Annotated in this window: 12 protein-coding genes; 10 read left to right on the plus strand and 2 right to left on the minus strand. The window is 61.1% G+C overall.

The features are described 5' to 3' along the window. The first annotated feature begins 284 nt into the window (after nucleotides 1-284). The 7 genes from DWZ15_RS07205 (at nucleotide 285) to DWZ15_RS07235 (ending at nucleotide 13,367) form a co-directional block, all read left to right on the plus strand. Nucleotides 285-680 carry a helix-turn-helix domain-containing protein gene (locus DWZ15_RS07205; RefSeq protein ID WP_118450176.1) on the plus strand — a complete coding sequence of 132 codons (396 nt, stop codon included), beginning with the start codon at nucleotides 285-287 and terminating at the stop codon, nucleotides 678-680. Nucleotides 681-967: 287 nt separating this feature from the next. Continuing rightward, nucleotides 968-3,850 carry a proton-conducting transporter membrane subunit gene (locus tag DWZ15_RS07210; protein ID WP_118450178.1) on the plus strand — a complete coding sequence of 961 codons (2,883 nt, stop codon included), beginning with the start codon at nucleotides 968-970 and terminating at the stop codon, nucleotides 3,848-3,850. Between the two features lie 12 nt (nucleotides 3,851-3,862). Further along, nucleotides 3,863-4,438, plus strand: coding sequence for an NADH-quinone oxidoreductase subunit B family protein (locus tag DWZ15_RS07215; RefSeq protein ID WP_118450180.1), 576 nt, complete (start codon nucleotides 3,863-3,865; stop codon nucleotides 4,436-4,438). After that, nucleotides 4,438-5,154, plus strand: coding sequence for an NADH-quinone oxidoreductase subunit C (locus DWZ15_RS07220; RefSeq protein ID WP_118450182.1), 717 nt, complete (start codon nucleotides 4,438-4,440; stop codon nucleotides 5,152-5,154). Before DWZ15_RS07215 ends, DWZ15_RS07220 begins: the two co-directional genes overlap by 1 nt. Nucleotides 5,155-5,159: 5 nt before the next feature. Continuing rightward, nucleotides 5,160-6,248 carry a nickel-dependent hydrogenase large subunit gene (locus DWZ15_RS07225; RefSeq protein WP_118450184.1) on the plus strand — a complete coding sequence of 363 codons (1,089 nt, stop codon included), beginning with the start codon at nucleotides 5,160-5,162 and terminating at the stop codon, nucleotides 6,246-6,248. A gap of 7 nt (nucleotides 6,249-6,255) precedes the next feature. Beyond that, complete coding sequence (locus DWZ15_RS07230; RefSeq protein WP_117773679.1) at nucleotides 6,256-6,597, plus strand: 4Fe-4S dicluster domain-containing protein; 342 nt, start codon at nucleotides 6,256-6,258, stop codon at nucleotides 6,595-6,597. A gap of 467 nt (nucleotides 6,598-7,064) precedes the next feature. Beyond that, complete coding sequence (locus tag DWZ15_RS07235) at nucleotides 7,065-13,367, plus strand: Spy0128 family protein (protein ID WP_118450186.1); 6,303 nt, start codon at nucleotides 7,065-7,067, stop codon at nucleotides 13,365-13,367. A 607-nt stretch (nucleotides 13,368-13,974) separates the two neighbouring features. Here the strand turns inward: DWZ15_RS07235 and DWZ15_RS07240 are convergent. Beyond that, on the minus strand, nucleotides 13,975-14,604 hold the full coding sequence (locus DWZ15_RS07240; RefSeq protein WP_089573468.1) for a response regulator transcription factor: 630 nt from the start codon (nucleotides 14,602-14,604) through the stop codon (nucleotides 13,975-13,977). Beyond that, the gene (locus DWZ15_RS07245; RefSeq protein ID WP_089573469.1) at nucleotides 14,601-15,746 is read right to left on the minus strand and encodes a sensor histidine kinase; all 1,146 of its coding nucleotides are present in this window, start codon (nucleotides 15,744-15,746) and stop codon (nucleotides 14,601-14,603) included. Before DWZ15_RS07245 ends, DWZ15_RS07240 begins: the two co-directional genes overlap by 4 nt. Before the next feature lie 210 nt (nucleotides 15,747-15,956). Here DWZ15_RS07245 and DWZ15_RS07250 point away from each other — a divergent pair, with 210 nt between their 5' ends. Genes DWZ15_RS07250 through DWZ15_RS07260 form a run of 3 tightly spaced genes read left to right on the plus strand, consistent with a single transcriptional unit; the run spans nucleotide 15,957 to nucleotide 19,284 of the window. Continuing rightward, the gene (locus DWZ15_RS07250; protein ID WP_089573470.1) at nucleotides 15,957-16,895 is read left to right on the plus strand and encodes an ABC transporter ATP-binding protein; all 939 of its coding nucleotides are present in this window, start codon (nucleotides 15,957-15,959) and stop codon (nucleotides 16,893-16,895) included. 9 nt (nucleotides 16,896-16,904) lie between these two features. After that, nucleotides 16,905-18,092, plus strand: a complete 1,188-nt coding sequence (locus DWZ15_RS07255) for an ABC transporter permease (RefSeq protein WP_118450188.1) — start codon at nucleotides 16,905-16,907, stop codon at nucleotides 18,090-18,092. Further along, nucleotides 18,079-19,284, plus strand: a complete 1,206-nt coding sequence (locus tag DWZ15_RS07260; RefSeq protein ID WP_118450190.1) for an ABC transporter permease — start codon at nucleotides 18,079-18,081, stop codon at nucleotides 19,282-19,284. The genes DWZ15_RS07255 and DWZ15_RS07260 overlap by 14 nt, the downstream gene beginning before the upstream one ends. Nucleotides 19,285-19,388 lie beyond the last annotated feature (104 nt).

A 19,388-nucleotide genomic window follows, 5' to 3' on the forward strand; every position in this document is an offset into this window, starting at 1 on the left:
CTGCTTTGTAGAACGCTCAAAATTATTGGGGGAGGGGTTAATAATTATGTCTTCTATACCAAAGGACATAAAGAGATGCCATTTTTGTTAGCAAGCGAATGACGATTAGCTGCGAGCTAGTTACCAGCGTAAATAATCGATAAAGAAATGTCGTAAATTGGTGCCAAATGCCCAGATAACGCCGCATCTATTTTAATTAACTGTTACGCGCGAACAGCAAAATGCTACTATCTAACATGCACGTAAGAAAGCAGATTAACGGTTAAGACTAAGAAGTGGCAGGTATGTCAGAAGCAACTAGGACTCGCACGCATGCGCCCGAGGTTAGGCAGCGCGCCGTCGAGGTCCTCAAAGAGGGGGTCGGTCATCGCGCCCTCGCCGCGGAGCTCGGCATTCCCCAGGCCACGGCTCGTCAGTGGGCCCGCGCGTATGCCGTGGGCGGTGCCGACGCCGTGCTCAACGCGGGCACTCGCCACCACACCTATTCGTACGAGGTTAAACTCGCCGTGGTTAAGGACCGCTTGGAAAACGGCCTTACGGTTCGCGAGGCTATGATCAAGCACAAGATTCCCAGCGAGTCTTCGGTCAAGGCCTGGTGCCGCCAGTATCGCGAGGGCGGTGAGTCCGCACTGGTCGATAAGCCGCGGGGTCGCAAGCCGCGCGTTAAAAAGGCGGAATAGCGAACGGGATGGTGCGCCCACAGGGGGCGCATTTTTCTTGCCGCACCAACTTTTTGGACCGTCGTGAGCCTACTGGAACATCCTCCAAAGTGGTTAATAAGCCGCGCGCAATGGCCCGTGCGCCCGTCGCTGCGATAGGGGGAGCGTCGCCTCTCTGCTCCAAAGCGGACGTGCCCTTACCCCGTACGCTTAAAACTCCCCAGTTGACCGAAAACCTGCCGCCGCTGCTCATCAATTGAGCTATAACGTTAAACAATTGCAGCGTTTTTGCATGGGGGAGTGATGGTATGACACTACTGTATTTCCTTACCCTGTTTCCGCTGGTACCGGCGCTGGGCATGCTGCTCGCGCGCGGTGACCGCGCCCGCGATGCGGTGGGGCTCATAGGCTCCGGCATTATTATGGCGGTGACAGCTGTAGTCGCCGTCATGTTTTTTTGCGCGGGCCCGCAGAGCTTCGAGGCGGCACCGGGCGCCTCGCATGTGCTCTCGATCATCAGCTCCGCCATCGATGTCATCCTGTGCGCCGTCATCCTGTATAACGCGCGTAAATATAAGAGCACGCTCACCACGGTGCTCGGCATAGTCCAACTGGTGGGCTCGTTCGCCTTTGCGGCCATGGCGTCGCCTGCGGTCGAGGTCGTCACCGCCACGCCGCTCTACCTGGATTACATGAGCGTGATCATGGTTCTCGCCGTCGGCATTGTCGGCAGCCTAATCTGCGTGTATGCCCTGGGCTACATGAAGGACTTCCAGGCCCATGACGAGCACGAGGCCGCGCTGCGCGGGCAGACCGCTCCCGACCGTCGCCCGCAGTTCCTGGCGCTTATGTTCCTGTTCCTCTCGGCCATGTTCGTCATCGTGACGAGCGACAACCTTGAGTGGCTGTTCTGCGGCTGGGAAATCACCACCGTGTGCTCGTTCCTCATGATTGGCTACACGCGCACGCCCGAGGCCATCAAAAACGCCTTTACCCAGATCATCCTCAACATGCTGGGCGGCATCGCGTTTTTGGCGGGCCTTATGTTCTTGCACCTTAACGGCATGCCGCTGACCATCTCGGGCATGATCGATCTTGCCGGCGCCGGCACCGCGCAGTCCGCGCTCCTGGTGATGCCGGTCGTCCTGCTATCGCTCGCCGCCCTTACCAAGGCCGCGCAGATGCCGTTCCACACCTGGCTGCTCGGTGCTATGGTTGCCCCCACTCCCACGAGCGCCCTGCTGCACTCGTCAACCATGGTCAAGGCCGGCGTGTTCTTGATGGTCAAGCTGAGCCCGCTCTATGCCATCTATCCCGTGACGGGCTTTATGGTCACGAGTGTGGGTGCCATCACGTTTTTGCTCGCTGCCCTCATGGCCATCTCGCAGAGCAACGCCAAACGCGTGCTCGCGTACTCCACCATTTCCAACTTGGGCCTTATCAGCGCCTGCCTGGGCGTCGGCGCGCCCGAGGCCGTATGGGCCGCTATCTTTCTGATCCTGTTCCACACGGTGGCCAAGTCGCTGCTGTTCCTGTGCGCGGGCACCGCCGAGCATCATATCGGCAGCCGAAATATCGAGGACATGGACGGTCTGTTCAGCCGCATGCCGCACCTGACGCGCCTGATGATGCTGGGCATCATGGGCATGTTTGTGGCGCCGTTTGGCATGCTCGTGTCCAAGTGGGGCGCCCTGGTGGCGTTCGCGCAGACCGGCAACGTGCTCATGATCATGGTGCTTGCCTTTGGCTCGGCCGCGACGTTCTTCTTCTGGGGCAAGTGGCTTGCCAAGCTTTCGGGCGTCGACCCCACGGCTCAAAACGTTGAGGTCAATGTCCATAAGACCGAATGGATGGCCCTCAACACCATCGCCGCGCTGCTGATTCTGTGCTGCGTGGCGTTCCCACTCATCTCGAGCGGCCTGGTGTCGCCTTACTTGGCCATGGTGTTTGGCCGCGTGCCGTACGTTATTGGCAAGGACTCCATGTATCTGATGGTGGTTATCGTGGCGTTTATCGCCGTGGTGCTGCTGACTTCATTCCGCGTGAGCAACAAACCGCACGTAAACGTATATCTTTCGGGCGTGGGAACCGACAAATATCGCCATTTCCGCGGCTCGATGGGACGCGAGGTGAAGGCCGAAAAGCGCAATTGGTACTCGGAGGACGCCCTTGGCGAGAAGCGTATTGGCCCCGCGGGTAGTGTTGTTTGCTGTGCCATCATCCTGTTTGCGCTGCTGTGCTGCGCGTGGATTGGGCCCGAGAGGCTCGCCATGAGCGCGCCCTCGGTGCTGCGCGGCAAGTATTTTGAAGGTTCGGGCGTCGTGGGCATATTTATTGGCACCGTGGTGTTTGCCCTGCTGGCGCCTTTGGTTGGTGGCCTGATCGACGGCATCGACCGTAAGCTGTCCGCCCGCATGCAGGGCCGCGTGGGACCGCGTCTGCTGCAACCGTTCTACGATGTGGCCAAGCTCCTGCGCAAGGCCCCCGCCAGCGTAAACACCATGGACGATACCTACATGGCGTGCGCGCTCATCTTTACCGTGGTGGGCGGCGGCATCTTTGTGTCGGGTTCCAACACGCTGTTGTGCGCTTTTATGGTGACGCTCGCCGCGATCTTTGTGGTGTTGGCGTCCGCCTCGACGCAAGGCCCGTTTGCCCAGGTCGGTGCCGACCGCGAGCTGCTGCAGGTTATGAGTTACGAGCCCGCCGTTTTGCTGATGAGTGTGGGCCTGTATCTTGCCACCGACAGCTTTGATTCCATTGCCGTGACGGGGCAGTCGGCCCCCATCATCGTGTACAGCGCGCCCATTTTCCTTGCGCTGCTCGCGGTGCTCGCCATCAAGCTGCGCAAGTCGCCGTTTGACCTTTCGTACTCGCATCACGCGCATCAGGAGATTGTCCAGGGCGTCGCCACCGAGATGAGCGGCGGCACGCTGGCCAAGATGACCCTTATGCACTGGTGCGAGACCGTGCTGTTTTTGATGTGGGTGGGCATGTTCTTTGTCTGGGACAACCCGGTGAGCTGGGTGGTTGCCCTGGTCGTGATGGCCGCGACGTACTTTGTCGAGGTCCTGATCGACAACACCTTTGCCCGCAGCACCTGGCGCAGCTGCTTTAAGCTCGGCTGGGGCGTGGCGCTGGTGTTTGGCCTGCTCAACCTTATGCCCATCCTCGTCGACGTGTTTATTTAGGAGGCGGCATCCATGGATCATAAAATGTCGCGCTCGCCGTGGGTTATTCATTACGACGGCTCGAGCTGCAACGGATGCGATATCGAGGTGCTGGCCTCGCTTACCCCACTGTTCGATGCGGAGCGCTTTGGCGTGGTCAACACCGGCAACCCCAAGCATGCGGACATCTTTTTGGTGACGGGTTCGGTCAATGCCCAGAACCTGCCCGTCGTGCGCCAAATTTACAACCAGATGCTCGAGCCCAAGTGCGTGGTGGCCTGCGGCATCTGCGCGTGCTCGGGCGGCGTGTTTCGCGATGCCTACAACGTGATTGGCGGCGTGGACCGCGCGATTCCTGTGGACGTGTACGCGCCCGGATGCGCCATTCGCCCCGAGACCGTGATCGATGCCATCGTGGAGGCGTGCGGCATCCTGGACCAGAAGGAGGCCGTGATGCACGCCGGTGGCGATCCGCTCACCGTAGGCGGTGCCGCCACCTGGGACGGTGGCGTCGAGCTGGGCGAGGACGGGTTTGTGGCCGCTGCGGGGGCCGGCGACGCGACCGCTGGGACGCCCGCCGCGTCCGTCGCTGCAAAGGAGGCCGAGTAATGCAAAAGGCTATCTATACCACCGTTGGGATCGACGAGCTCCTGTCGCATGTCCAGGCGCTCAAGGGCGTTGGCGCGCGCTTTGTGCAAATGCACGCCGAGCGCAACGTCGACGACGGCACGTATCGCTTGGTCTATACGTTTATCAACGTTCGAGCTGCTCGGGAACATATTGCGCAGGACGGCAGCTATGCGATCGAGAACCTGGTGGTTGAGGGCATCGACCAGTACCAGGAGATTCCGTCCATCAGCTCGTATTACCCCGCGGTATTCCCGTTTGAAAATGAGGCCCACGACCTGTTTGGTCTTGCCATCACAGATATGCAGATCGACTTTAAGGGCTTTTTCTACCAGGTCTCGACTGCTGAGCCCATGAGCGTTATCACGCCCGAGGTGAAGGCCGCGCGCGAGAAGGCCATGAAGGTCCGCGCGGCTGCCGAGGCTAAGGCGCGCAAGGCTGCCGCCGAGAAGGCCGCCGCCGCTGCGGCTGCTGCAGGGGAGGGTGCTGTGAGCGCCGGCGACGCTGCGGGCGCCGCTGCTCAGCCCGCTGCGGCTGCCGGCTCCGATGCTCAGCACGATGAAGCCGCTACGAAGGTCGCGCTCAAGGCTGCCGAGATGGAGGCAAAGCTCGCCGCCATGGATCCCGAGAAAGCGGCCAAGGTCCGCGCGGCGCTTGCCGCCAAGGCCGCCCGCGATAAGCAGAAAAAGGAGGCATAAGGCCCATGGCACATCGCTCCGTAATTCCGTTTGGCCCACAGCACCCGGTGCTGCCCGAGCCGCTTCATCTGGACCTGGTGATCGAGGACGACCGTGTCATCGAGGCAATTCCGCAGATCGGCTTTGTGCACCGCGGACTCGAGAAGCTCACCGAAAAGCGCGATATGCACCAGTTTGGCTATATCGCCGAGCGCATCTGCGGCATCTGCGCTGTGGGCCATAGCTATGGTTATGCCAGCGCCTGTGAGCGCATGCTCGACATCGAGGTGCCTGGCCGTGTGCAGTATATCCGCACCATTTTGCACGAGCTTTCGCGCATTCACTCGCATTTGCTGTGGCTGGGCCTGCTTGCCGACGCCTTTGGCTTTGAGGCGCTGTTCTATCGTTCGTGGACCCTGCGCGAGCAGATTCTCAAGATCTTTGAGAGCACGTGCGGCGGGCGCGTGATTCTGTCGATTAACGAGATCGGCGGCCTTAAGCACGATATCGAGGACTCCGAGCTGACGGGTATTGTCCAGACGCTCGATGCCATGCGCCCCGATTACGAGGCCCTGGTGCATACGTTTTTGGACGACGACAGCTGCGGCGAGCGCCTGCATGGCGTGGGTGTGATCAGCAAGAAGGACGCGCTGGATCTGTCGATGGTCGGCCCGTTCGGTCGCGCCTCGGGCGTGGATTACGACGTGCGCATGTTCGGCGACGGCGCCTATGCGGATCTGGCTGCGTTTGAGCCCATCGTTGCCACCGATGGCGACTGCTATGCCCGCTGCCAGGTGCGTTGTGCCGAGGTTTCGCAGGCCATGGACATTATTAAGGAGCTTGTGAGCAAGATTCCGCATGACGGTACCGGCGGGCGTACCAAGCTCACGCCGGCCGATGGCGCGCGCGGCGAGGTTGTGATTGAGCAGCCGCGCGGCGAGGCGTACTACTATGTGCGCGGCAACGGCACCAAGAGCCTGGACCGTTTCCGCGTGCGCACGCCGACGTCGCAAAACCTGGCGGGTCTGACGCATGCGCTGCAGGGCGTGCTCATTGCCAACGTGCCCATGATTATCCTGACCATCGACCCCTGCATTAGCTGCACGGAAAGGTAGGCACGGCATGAGTTTGCTGACATTTGCCAAGACGGCCTTGGGTTCTATGGTCAAGCAGCCGGTAACGGTGCGCTATCCGCAGGAGAAGCTCGCGGCACCCGAGCGCCTGCGCGGGCATATCGTCAACGATATGGACGTGTGCATCTGCTGCGGCATGTGCGCGCGCCGTTGCCCGGCGGGTGCACTTGCGGTCGATCGCAAGGGCGGAACGTGGTCGATTGACCCGTATGCCTGCGTGGTGTGCGGTGAGTGCATCGAGAGCTGCCCCAAGCACTGCCTGACTATGGACACCGCCCGCACTCCAGTCGCAGCGGACAAGACTCCCACGGTAGAAACCAAGCCGGAATAGCACTGGGATGGGGCCGGTGGGGCAAAATTGCCCCACCGGCCCCGCGCTTAAACGCGCGGCTGTGCCGCCGCGAACAAAACTATGCTGGATTACTACGATAAATCGCCTACCCCCAACCGCGCCGCATTTGGCAAAATCAAAACCGCAGGTAGACGGCTTGCGGTTTTGCGAAAAAGTCACGCGTGGTCGGGGATCTTATTTTTATCGTAGTAAACCGGCATAGTTTTGAAATGTCACCATATCCGTAACAGCCCTTGATCCCCCGGGGACGGAGGAAAACGGGTCATTTTGGCCTGATGGCTCCGAATCGCACCCGTTTTCCTGCGAAAACGCCGTGTCTCAACTTTGGTGAGACATTTGTCTCACGCTCAAAAAAGAATCTGGAACGTGTGTCACCTGCCCAAATTGTGTCTCATTCCGTAACTTTAGGCTGATGCAAGGTCTGAGCCTGCGAGAAGGGAGACGCGATGAGTAAGTACACGAGGGGTCTCTTGGCGGTGATACTGGCCGTAGTGCTGGTGTTGCCGGCTGCAGCATTTGCCATGCTGCCCGAGGCCAACGCCAGGTCCAGCACCGGTATGGACGGACCGACAATGACCGGAAAGGTCGTCGACTACGACACCAGTAACCACTGGAAGTTCTGGGCCGGCGGCTATGATGGCAAGGAAGTGACAACTCAAAACATCGGTCGAATCTGGACCGATAAGACGGTCAAGGAAACCGCGGCAAACGAAGAGTCGGATTTTCTGACCACGCTGTCTGCTATCTCTTCGACGTCCGATACGACGGTTTCCGGCAAGCCACTCGACGTCGTGCTGGTGCTGGACGCTTCTGGTTCGATGAATGACCCCATGGGCAGTGGAGATTCCACCAAGCGTATCAGAGCGCTGAAAACGGCCGCCAATAGCTTTATCGATGCCATTGCCAAAGAAAATGCAAAGATTTCGGACGAGTCCAAGCAGCATCAAGTTGCCATCGTAAAGTTTTCCGGCAATATGGCTGGTTGGGTCGGCAACGACACGTATTTGGAGTGGGGGTATAGGTGCAACTACTCGCAGACCATGAAGAAGCTGACGCTCTGCAAGGGCAATGACGCGACGAACCTTAAGAGTACGGTCGACTCCATCAGGCCTAATGGCGCCACGCGCGCCGACTATGGCTTACGGCTGGCTAATGGGGTATTTTCGTCTGGTCGCGCCGACGCCAAAAAGATCGTTGTCTTCTTCACCGATGGCTCACCTACGAGTTCCAGTGGATTCGAGGCCGAGGTTGCCAATAGCGCCATCCGTAGCGCCAAGAACCTCAAGAATAAAGGTACCGACATTTACGCTATCGGCATCTTTGACGGTGCAAATCCCAATGACGACCCCACGGAAAAGCGCACAAGCAGAGAGAATAAGTTCATGCATGCCGTGTCGAGCAATTATCCCGACGCAAATTCGTATAAGAGCGATGAGCTTGGCACACGTGCAGAAAACTCCGATTACTACAAGTCGGCAACCAGCGCCTCTGAGCTCGAGAAAATCTTCGAAGAGATCTCGGGAAGCATTATCCAAGCTGGTTACCCGACCGAAGTTCACGGCGGTTATGGCGAGCATAAGTCTGGCTACATTACGTTTACTGACGAGCTGGGCGACTTTATGCAGGTCGACAACTTTACGTCTGTCGTGTACAACGGCGAGACGTTTACCAACCCGGCAATAAAGACCGAAGGCAACATCGACACCTACAAATTTGAGGGTGCTGCCGCGAACCTAGTCATCACCGTTCAGCATGCCGAAAAGAACAAGCCCCGGACCGGCGATATCGTAACGGTTAAGATTCCTGCGTCGCTGATTCCGTTGCGCCACTTTAAGACCAAAGATGGCATGCTTACGGTCGACAATACTGAGCCCGTTCGGGTGAGCTACACCTCGAGCGTTAAGAAAGACGCGCTCGATAACCTGTTTACACCCGAGCAGGTAGTGGGGCTTGAGGATTACATTAAGAGCAATACGACCACCGCGAAGGACGACTCCAAGACCGTAAACTTCTACGCGAGCAAGTGGAAGAACGGTGCGCTGGGCGATACGATTGCCAACTTTGAGCCCGCGGATTCCAACCGCTATTACTATTTCCAGAAGCAGACCCCCATTTACGTGGATGAAAGCTGCACAACGCCCGCAACGGGTTCGCTGGCTGCCGAGGGCATCTATTACTACAAGGATGAGTTCGAGGTGAAGGGCACAGACGGCAAGGCCGAGCTCCGTACGGCTGTTATTGAGTTTACCGGCGGAGACGCCGCGAGCTTTGAGGGCGCCATCGTGCCCGACGCGAGCGGAAACCTGTCGTTTAGCAAGGGAACCGCGCGCCTGGCCTTTATTGACGAGCTCCACACCACCAAGGAGCGCGTGGGCGGTAACCCCACCGGCACCGCGACCGACGTGCTCAACCCCAAGTGGAACAACATGTCTGCCAAGTCGAACGCCACAGAGGTTGACGTTCACCTGGGCAACAACGGCAAGATCAGCTATAAGTACGACATGACGCCGGCAACGGTGGATACTAAGGCGAAGTTTGGCCTGACCAAGGTGCTCGAGGGCCGCGAGTGGGCGGATACGGACAAGTTTGAGTTTGGCCTGACGTCCGAGAACGGCGCCCCGATGCCTGCGGCTACGACTGCGATCGTGCACAAGGCTGACCTGGACCAGGGCAAGGCTGCCATCGGCTTCGGCACGATCGAATACGCCGAACCTGGCACGTACGTCTACAAGGTCAGTGAAAAGCACGCCGGGACCACGATTGACGGCATCGCCTACAGCGGTAACGTCGCGGAGATCACCGTGACGGTGACGCCCGACAAGAAGGGTGAGCTCAGCGCCGCTGTGAAGGTGGCCTGGAGTGAACCCGAAGTGACCGAATTCAAGAACGTCTACGCTGCGGATCCTGTTGAGTCCAGCGTTACCGACGAGATCAAGGTCGCCAAGTCCCTGACCGGCCGCGATCTCAAGGACGGCGAGTTTAGCTTTGAGTTGCGCGAGATCAAGGGCGAGGACTCTGAGCTTATCGAGACCGTCAAGAATGACGCCAACGGCAACGTTGTGTTCAGCGCCATTAAGTACACCGAGGCCGGCGAGCACACCTATACACTGAGCGAGGTCAAGGGCAATGCCGGCGGCATCACCTACGACGAAACCGTCTACACCATCGTGGCGACCATCAGCGATAACGACAAGGGCCAGCTGGTGGCCACGCACAAGCTGAAGGGCGCCGAGGACGTCAAGAGTATCGAGTTCAAGAACGCCTACACCGCGAATGCTGCCGAGGCATCGCTTGCGGGCATCAAGAACCTGCAGTTCGCCAAAGGTCTGACCCCGGCCGATATTGCCGGCAAGTTCACCTTTACCGTGACCGGCGAAGAGGGCGCGCCCATGCCTGCGAACACGAGCGTGACCAATGATGCCAAGGGCAAAGTTGACTTCGGCAAGATCACCTTTACGCTCGACGACCTTAACAAGGCTCTGGGTGAGAAGCCCGAGAAGCGCGAACATACCTTTACCTACACCGTGACCGAGTCCGGCGAGGTCGCTGGCGTGACCAACGACGCCAAGCCTTCGCGTACGGTTTCCTTCACCGTGACCGATGACGGCGAGGGCAAACTGAGCGTGTCCCGCAACCCGGACGGCAACGCGGCATTTACGTTCACCAATACCTACAGCGTGACGCCTTTTGAGACGAGCGTCACCGACCAGATCACCGCGACCAAGGTCCTGACCGGGCGCGACATGGCTGAGGGCGAGTTCTCCTTCGAGCTCGTCAAGGGCGAGGGCAAGGACGCCAAGGTCGTCGCCACCGGCACCAACGCCGCCGATGGCAAAATCACGATGAGCGCCGTGAAGTACGACAAGGCCGGAACGCACACCTACACACTGCACGAGGTCAACGGCGGAACCACCAGCAAGGGCGTCACATACAGTGATGCCAAATTCACCATCGAGACGACCATCACCGATAACGGCGACGGCACGCTCAGTGCCCAGCATGTTCTGAAGAATGCCGAGGCTGCGATCTTCAAGAACACCTACAGCGTGACCCCGATCGACACAGAGCTCGACTTTGGCCTGAGCAAGGCCATTGACGGCCGCGACTGGACGGATGGGGACGAGTTTAGCTTTACCATCACCGCTCCCGAGGGCACCCCGCTGCCCGATCCCGCAACCGTAACCGTGAGCAAGAAGGACGCGAAGGGCGGCATCGTCGCCATCAAGTTCGGCAAGATTCACTACGCTGCCGCCGGAACCTATAAGTACGAGATTCGCGAGAACGTGGGCAGCACGGTCGGCATGACGTATGACGCGCATGTCGCAACCGCCGAAGTGACCGTGACCGAGGACAGCGATGGCACCCTGACCGCCAACGTCACTAAGAAGGAAAACGGACGCTTTACCAACACGTACCGCACTGAGCTCGATTACGCCGCGGCCGGCGGCCTCAAGCTCAGCAAGACCCTCTACGGACGCCCCATGACCGAGGGCCAGTTCACCTTTACCGTGACGCCCGCCGACGATGATTCGGCTAGCGCACTTGGCCTGCTGCCCGGGGCCAACAACTATGAGTCCCCCGCAACGATAGAGGGAACAGTCGGCCAGATTGACATTCTGGCGGGCCATGAGGTCAAATTTACGCAGGCTGATGCCGGCAAGACCTTTACATACACCGTTGCCGAGAAGAATGACGGCCAGCCGGGTTACACCTACGACGACGCTGTCCGCACCGTGACGATCGCCATCGCCGACGACACCGCCGGCACGCTCACCGCCACGACGACCGTCTCCGGCGGTTCCGAGGGCACGCTGGTGACCGAGTACAAGACCGGCGCGGCCGCGGTCGAGAGCGCCGTGGTCCCGTTCGTCAACAGCTATAGCGCTACGACCGATGCACCTGGTGGCACCGCTGCTCAGGTCGTTGCCGCCAAGACCCTGACCGGTCGCCCGATGGTTGACGGCGAGTTCTGGTTCGGTATCGCCTATCAGGGTGAGCTTGTGGGTTATGAAAATCTCAAGCCCAATATCGGTGGGCACGTGAGCTTTGATGCGCTGCACTACGACGCCAAGATGCTTGCCGATCTTGAGTCTGCCGGGCTTGCCCATCGTACCGACAAGGACGGTAAGCTTGCTTGGACCATTAACTACACGGCCTACGAAGCTATACACGGGCTGCCGAACGGCGTTTCTGCTACAACGTGGTACTTTGGCTTTAAGGTTATCGTCGTCGATAACGGTGACGGTACCCTGACGGCAACGGTCGACTACGGTGGCATCGAGCCCTTGTTCGAGAACGTCTACGGCGCCGATGCCGTTGACGCCGCGCTTGCCGGCACCAAGAAGCTCCAGGCTGCCGAGGGCCTGACCCCGGCCGACATCACGGGTAAGTTTACCTTTACCGTGGCCGCCGATGAGGCGGGTGCCCCGATGCCCGAGCGCACGACCGCAACCAACGACGCGGCCGGCAACGTGGACTTTGGCAAGATCCACTTTACGCTCGAGGACCTCAACCGCGCCCTGGGCGTGACGGACGATGCGACCGATAAGGCCGAGGCAGACGAAGCTGACGAGGCTGAGGCCGACGAGGCAGAGGCTGAAGAGGCCGACGCCGACGCTGATGCCAACGCCGACGAGCCCAGCGACGAGTCCGAGCCCGCAGCCCCCACCGCCCCGCGCTCGCACACCTTTACCTACACGGTGGCCGAGTCCGGTAGCGCCCCTGGCGTGATCAACGACGCCAACGCCACGCGCAAGGTTTCCTACACCGTGACCGATGACGGTGCTGGACATCTGATCGTCAAGCGCGACGGCGGCGACGGTGCGGCCTTCACGTTCACCAACACCTACAGCGTGACGCCTACCGATTCGTCCGTGACCGATCAGGTCAAGACGGTCAAGCGTCTGACCGGACGCGACCTTGCAGCTGGCGAGTTCACGTTTGAGCTGCTCGAGGACGGCGTGGCTGTCGCTAGTGGCACCAACGACGTTAACGGTAACGTTACACTGAGCCCGATCCACTACGAGGCGCCCGGCACGCACACATACATGCTGCGCGAGGCTTGCCCCAACGCGCTCGGCCTGTACAAGGGCGTCACCTATGACGGTACGACCTACACCGTCGTGACCACCGTCTCCGACAATGGCGACGGCACGCTGACCGCGACGCACAAGCTCGAGGGAACCACCGAGTCGGCTGGCTTTACCAACAAGTATCACGCCATGCCCACGCAGGTCTCCATCGGCGCCATCAAGGTGCTCGAGGGACGCGAGCTCAAGAAGGACGAGTTTAGCTTTAAGCTCGTTGGCGAGGACATCGAGTCCACCGTCACCAACGATGCCGACGGCAAGATCAACTTCGACAAGTTTGAGTACGACGAGCCTGGTGCGTACGTCTACACCATCAGCGAGGTCAAGGGCGACGAGGCCGGTATGACCTACGACAAGTCCGTCTTTACCGCGACCGTCAACGTGGTCGACGACGGCGAGGGCAACCTCAAGGCGAACGTCGCCTTTACCAAGGGCGACAAGAGCGTCGAGGGTATCGTGTTCAACAACACGTACAAGAAGCCCGAGACCCCTACGCCGACGCCCGATCCCGGCATGCCCAAGACCGTGACGAACATCGTCAAGACGGTCAAGGGTTTCCTGCCCACCACGGGTGACCAGCAGGCCGCTGCACTGCTCATGGCATTTGTTATTGCCATGGCCGGCGTCGGAGCCCTGGTCTGGGGTATCCGTAAGCGCTAGGCACGCTGGCAGCGCCCGGGGCCAAAAGGCCCCGGGCGGCCGGCGGGGAGCCAGAACATAGCCCCACCCCCCACCCCCAGCCGCCACGGAGACGTCTCCCTTCTCCGTGGCGGCACTTTTGTGCGCAGGGGAGGAAGGGCCGCCACGAAATCGGCCCATCTACTACGTTTATCCCCTTACCCCCAACCATGCCAAAAAACGCGAAAACAAAACCGCAGGTAGAACGCCTGCGGTTTTCTGGAAAACAGGGGTATGGTCGGGGGTATCGAGTCAAACGTAGTAGATGGGCCGATTTCGTGGTTGGCGCCGCCAAATGATCCCCCGGGGACGGAGGAAAACGGATCATTTTTGGCCCCACGCGGCTGGTGGGTGCGTTCGCGCAGGACCGTTCAAACAAAACTATGCCGTTTTCGGGGCTAAACTCAGGACTCCCATCCATACCCGCGTTTTCTGCAAAATGACGGCTCGTCTACCTGCGGTTTTATTTTCACGAATATCGGCATGGTTGGGGACTCGTGACTCAGCCCCGGAAACCGGCATAGTTTTGAAATGGCATTAAATCGGTGGCAGCCATTTTGCTATGCCGGAGCGGTTGATCCTCGGGCAACTACCCTCGCAGGTAGGCGATGGCGATCTGCGTGCGGTTGCGCAGGCCCATTTTGGCTAGGATCGAGCTGATGTGGTTGCGCACGGTGCCTTCGCCCATATAGGCGGTGGCAGCGATCTCCTTGTTGTCGAGGCCGCGGGCGATGAGCTCGGCGACTTCGAACTCGCGGTCGGTCAGGCCGGCAAAGGCCGCGGGCCGGCGGGTCGCGCCGGCCTCGTCGTCCGCCCCATCAAAATCGATGTCCTCGATCGCCTTGCCCTCGAGCACGCGTTTACCGTCCATGACCTGCGCCAACGCTGGCGGGATGACGGCGACATCGGTTTTAATCAGGTAGCCGCGGGCGCCCAGCTTGAGCGCCGACACAATGTACTCGTCATCCGAGAACGTCGTCAGAAATACCACGCGCGCCGCAGGGTCGCGCTCAAGGATCTCGCGCGCGGCCGAAAGGCCGTCGCGTCCCGGCATCTGGATGTCGAGCAGCGCGATGTCGGGCGCGTGCTCGGCGCAGAGCGCGACCGCGTCGTCGCCATTGGCGCCGGTGCCCACTACCTCGATCTGCGGCTGGGCGCCCAGGATAATCTTGAGCGAATCGACCACCAAGCGGTCGTCGTCGACAACAATGAGCCTCATCGGGCCTCATCTCCTTGCTGTTTGGGAACGGTGGCAAACACACGCCAGCCGCCGGCGCCGGCGCGCGGGCCGGCGGCGAAAGTGCCGCCAAGCGCCTCGACGCGCTCGCGCATGGAGCCGAGCCCCATGCCCTCCGCGGCGCCGCGGCCGCTTGCTTGGACCCCGCCCGTGCCATCATCGGTGACGATGAGCTGGTAAAACGACGGATGCTCCATGCACCGTACGGCGACGGTCTGGGCGCAAGCATGGCGCATGGTGTTGGAGAGCGCCTCGCGCAGGACCGCCGCAAAGCAGTTGGCGACGTTTGCGGGCGCATGTTCAGCCATAACTTCAAGCTCAATCTGCGGACCGCCGTCCGAGCGCGCGCCTTCAACAATGCGTTCGAGCTGCACGGAAAGGTCGACGGCGTTGTCGTTGAGCGCGTGGACGCTGGTGCGCACAAGCTGGAGCGCCTCGTCAACCGTGTGCTTGACGTCGGCGAAATCGGCGGCGACGCCGGGCTCGTCGGCGTGGACCACGCGCAGGGCTTCGGCCTGCAGTGAGGCGCGCGTGAGCTGGTGCCCGACGTTATCGTGAATCTCGCGCGCGATGCGGGCACGCTCGTCGAGCGTCGCGAGTTCGACCTCGTAGTCCTGTCGATCGGCAAGGTCGCGGTTGCGCGCTTCGAGCGCGAGGGCTCGTTCCTGCAGTTCGTCGCGGATGCGGCGCATACGCTGCTGCTCGCGCTCCAGCTGGGCGGTACGTAGCGATAGCAAGGTGGCGGCAACCGAAAGGATGGCGGTCAGCAGGAGCGTTCGGGCGGTGAGCGCGTCGGTGCGAAGGTCCGCGACGAGCGCAAAGACAAAGGCGATGCCAATGCCCAGCGCGACCCAGGCGTGCTCACGGCGCACCCGCCGCGCGATGTCATAGAGGGCGAGAGGCGCAAACGGCACAAACGGCGGCACGAAGACAGCCGCGATGATGTAAGCGTAACTCGCGGCCTCGCTGGCGCGACGGGCGCGCTCTCCCTGCGCGAGCTCGGCCAGCGAGGTGGTAATAACGCCAAGGCAAAACGCCGCGACCAGGCGAGCGTCGACAGCAAGGCCCATGGCGGCTGCGATGCAGCACGCTAGCACGATCGATTTGTCGAAAAGCCTGTTCATATGGGTATTGTACGCGAAGCTGCGCGTGGTGGAGGGGCCGCCTGCGCAACCGTGACATTCCTCCCGCGCGGCAAAGCGGCGTCGATCGCTCGCGCGAGCGGGGGTTTTGCCTCCGCCCCCTCGCACTCGTGACAAAGCTCACTGGCGCGCGCCGGCGGGTCCTGCGATGATGCAATCGTACCGGGCCGTAATCAACAGAAGGGCCGCCTCATGACAGACATTGTCCACGTCGAAAACCTCGTCAAGCGCTACGACGACCTTATCGCGCTCGACCACTTTAACCTGAACATCGCCCCCGGCGAGATCTTTGGCCTGCTGGGCCCCAACGGCTCGGGCAAAACCACGTCCATCAACTGTATTCTGCAGCTGCTTGCCTACGACAAAGGCACCATCGAGCTGTTCGGCGAGCCCATGACGCCCGCCCGCTACGACCTCAAGCGCCGCTTGGGCGTGGTGCCGCAGCAGGTGGCAGTGTTTGACGAGCTCACGGTGCGCGAGAACATCGACTATTTCTGCAGTCTTTACGTCAACGACCGCAAGCGCCGCCGCGCGCTGGTGGACGAGGCGATCGACTTTGTCGGCCTGGGCGACTTTACCAAGTTCCGCCCCGGCAAGCTCTCGGGTGGCCTGGCGCGCCGTCTCAACATTGCCTGCGGCATCGCGCACAAGCCCGAGCTCATCTTTTTTGACGAGCCCACGGTGGCGGTCGACCCACAGAGCCGCAACGCCATCCTGGAGGGCATCTGCCGCCTGCGCGACGAGGGCGCCACGGTGGTGTATACCAGCCATTACATGGAGGAAGTCGAGCAGATTTGCAGCCGCATCATGATCATGGACGGCGGCCGCGTGCTAGCGCAGGGCACCAACGACGAGCTCAAGCGCATGATTCAGATGGGCGAGAAGATCGTAATTGAGGTCGGTGAGGTTTCGAGTGCGGCGCTCGGTGCCGTTGCGAGCCTGCCGCACGTCCTGGACCTTGCGGCAACCGCGGGGCAGCTCACGTTTTCGTGCGAGGCGAGCCCACATAACCTCACGGATATCCTCGATGTGCTTCGCTCGCACGGCGTGGCGCTCGGTCGTATCTATTCCGAACCTCCCACCCTCAATGACGTATTCCTCGAGATCACCGGCCGCGAGCTGCGCGACTAGGGGGTGGCCATGTTCAACACCATCACCACCACGCTCAAGACGCTATTGCGTCGACCGAGTACATGGGTCTGGGGCGCGATCTTTCCCATTGCACTTTCAACGATGTTCATGTTTATGTTCGCGAACCTGAGCTCTGACGGAAAGGTCGACCCGGTGCCGGTTGCCGTCGTGACGGACGAGGCCTGGGATGCCTCGACCTTTAAGGACGTGGCAGCTTCGCTTGCCAAGGCAGGCGACGATCAGCTGCTCGATGTGAGCGAGTACGAAGACTTGGCTGTCGCGCGCAAAGCACTCAAGGCCGGCGAGGTCGCGGGCATCTATACGGTTGATGCCGCGGGCACGCCCAGGCTCACGCTGCTGTCGAGTTACGACAGCTCGCGCGCCTCGTCGGTGCTCACCGACCGCAGCATCCTTGAAACGGCGGCAAGCTCGTATACGCAAAATGTCGAGCTCATGCGCCAGATTGCCCAGGACAACCCGGCGACGCTCGCCGATCCGGCGGCGGTTGCGCACGCCCTGTCGCTCGAGGGCGGAACCCGCCGCGTGAGCCTGACTCGTGCCACGCCCGATGGCACGGTCATCTACTACTACGCGCTCTTTGGCCTGGTCGCGATGATGTCTGCCGAGTTTGCCGCCTTGAGCGTCGTCGATTTGCAGCCTAATCTGTCGGGCCTTGGCGCGCGCCGCTGCGTGGGCGGTCTTTCCAAGACGGCGTCGCTGGCCGGCATTTTTGTCGGCTCGTGGCTGGTTTCCTTTGCATCGATGGCGGTTGCGATCGGCTACGTGCGCCTGGTCGTGGGCGTCGACTTTGGCGGGCGCGAGGGGTTGTGCCTGCTGGGCGGGGCTGCATCCGCGCTTGCCGCCACGGGCCTGGGGCTTTTTGTGGGCACGCTTCCCGTTAAGGGCGGCAAGGCATCCAAGTCGGGCATCCTCACGGGCTTTGCCACCACGTGCGCCCTGTTCGCCGGCCTCTACGGCGAGCCGGCGATGGCGCTTGCCGACGACGTCGCCCGCGCTTGTCCGGTCGAGTGCTGGCTCAACCCCGTCAAGCTCATCTGCGACATGTTCAATCGCCTGTATTTCTTTGAGGACCTGGGGCCCTTCGCTGTTCGCGCCGGCGCGCTCGTCCTGATGGCCCTGGTGTTTGTCGCCGCCGCTACGCTGATCTTTGGAAGGAGCCGCTATGAGCACCTTTAAGACCGCGCTTCGCATGGCGCTGGCGCACCCGTTTTACCTGCTCATCTATACGGTGTTCATCTCGCTCATGGGCGTATTCATCGCGGCTTCGGTGAGCTGGAACTCGTCGCAGCTTACCGAGTACAAGCCCTACGACACCAACGTGATCGTGGTCGACCGCGACAATAGCGACCTTTCGCGGGCACTTACCAAGCACCTGGGCTCACGCTTTGACCTGGTCACGGGCGTCGGCGACGACACGTACGACCTTGCGGATGCGCTCGCCAAGAGCAACAGCGCCAAGGGCAGCGCCGATTGCGTGTTCTTTATCCCGGAGGGGTTTGAGGACGATCTTGTTGCAGCCGCCCGCGCGGGGGAGGCCCTGCCCAAACTCGACGTGACGTACGGCTCCGGCACCATGGCGGCAGCGCTTTCGTCTGCCGAGGCCTCGCGCTGGATCTCGCTTGCGGGTGCTGCGGCGGCACTTGAGCCAGCTGCTTCCGACAGCGATGTCGCCAAAGCTGCCGAGCACGCGGCCGCAAAGCGCGCGGAGGTCCAGATCGAGCAGGTCAAGGTCGACTCGACTGCTGCTACCACGCTCGAGTCGTACTTCAACTTTGGCGCGTACGCGATCATCTCGTCGGTCATCGTGTCGGTGGGACTGGTGTTTTCGGGCATGAACGAGCCCGAGCGCGTGCGCCGCATGGATGCCAGCCCGGTCTCTGAGCGCCAGCGTTCGCTCGCTGTGTTCGCGGCCGCCGCCGTGCTCACCGTTTGCATCTGGCTTGTGTCGAGCATGATGGGCGTCGTGGGCTTTGCCGGCGCGGTTGCCGAGGTCGGCGTGGGCCGCGTGTGCCTGGCGCTGGCGGCAACGTTTGCCCTGGCGTGCACGCCGCTGGCCGTTGGCTTTACGCTGTCGAGCCTGGGCGCGCGCGAGGAGCTGCTCAACGGTGTGGGCAACCTGCTCGGCATGCTCATGACGTTTTTGGGCGGCGCCTGGATGCCGCTGTCGCTCATGGGCTCGGCCGTGCAGACGGTGGCGCACTTTGTGCCGACGTATTGGGTGAACGACGCAATCGGCAAGGCGCTTGCCTCGGACCTGACGTCTGCCGTGTTGGGCGACATCGTCTGTGACCTGGGCGTCACCGTGCTCTTCGCCGCCGCCATCGCCGCCGTAGGCCTAGCCCTCGCACACGCCAAATCCCACGCCTAGCCGTAACCCGTCACTTGGGGACGTTCCTTTCCTGCTGGCACTTGGGGACAGTCCCGGCACTCATTGGGGACAGACTTAAATTGAACTGCATCCCATTTCTTGGA

Origin of the sequence: Collinsella sp. AF29-7AC, from assembly GCF_003475665.1 — a bacterium.
Taxonomy (GTDB): domain Bacteria; phylum Actinomycetota; class Coriobacteriia; order Coriobacteriales; family Coriobacteriaceae; genus Collinsella.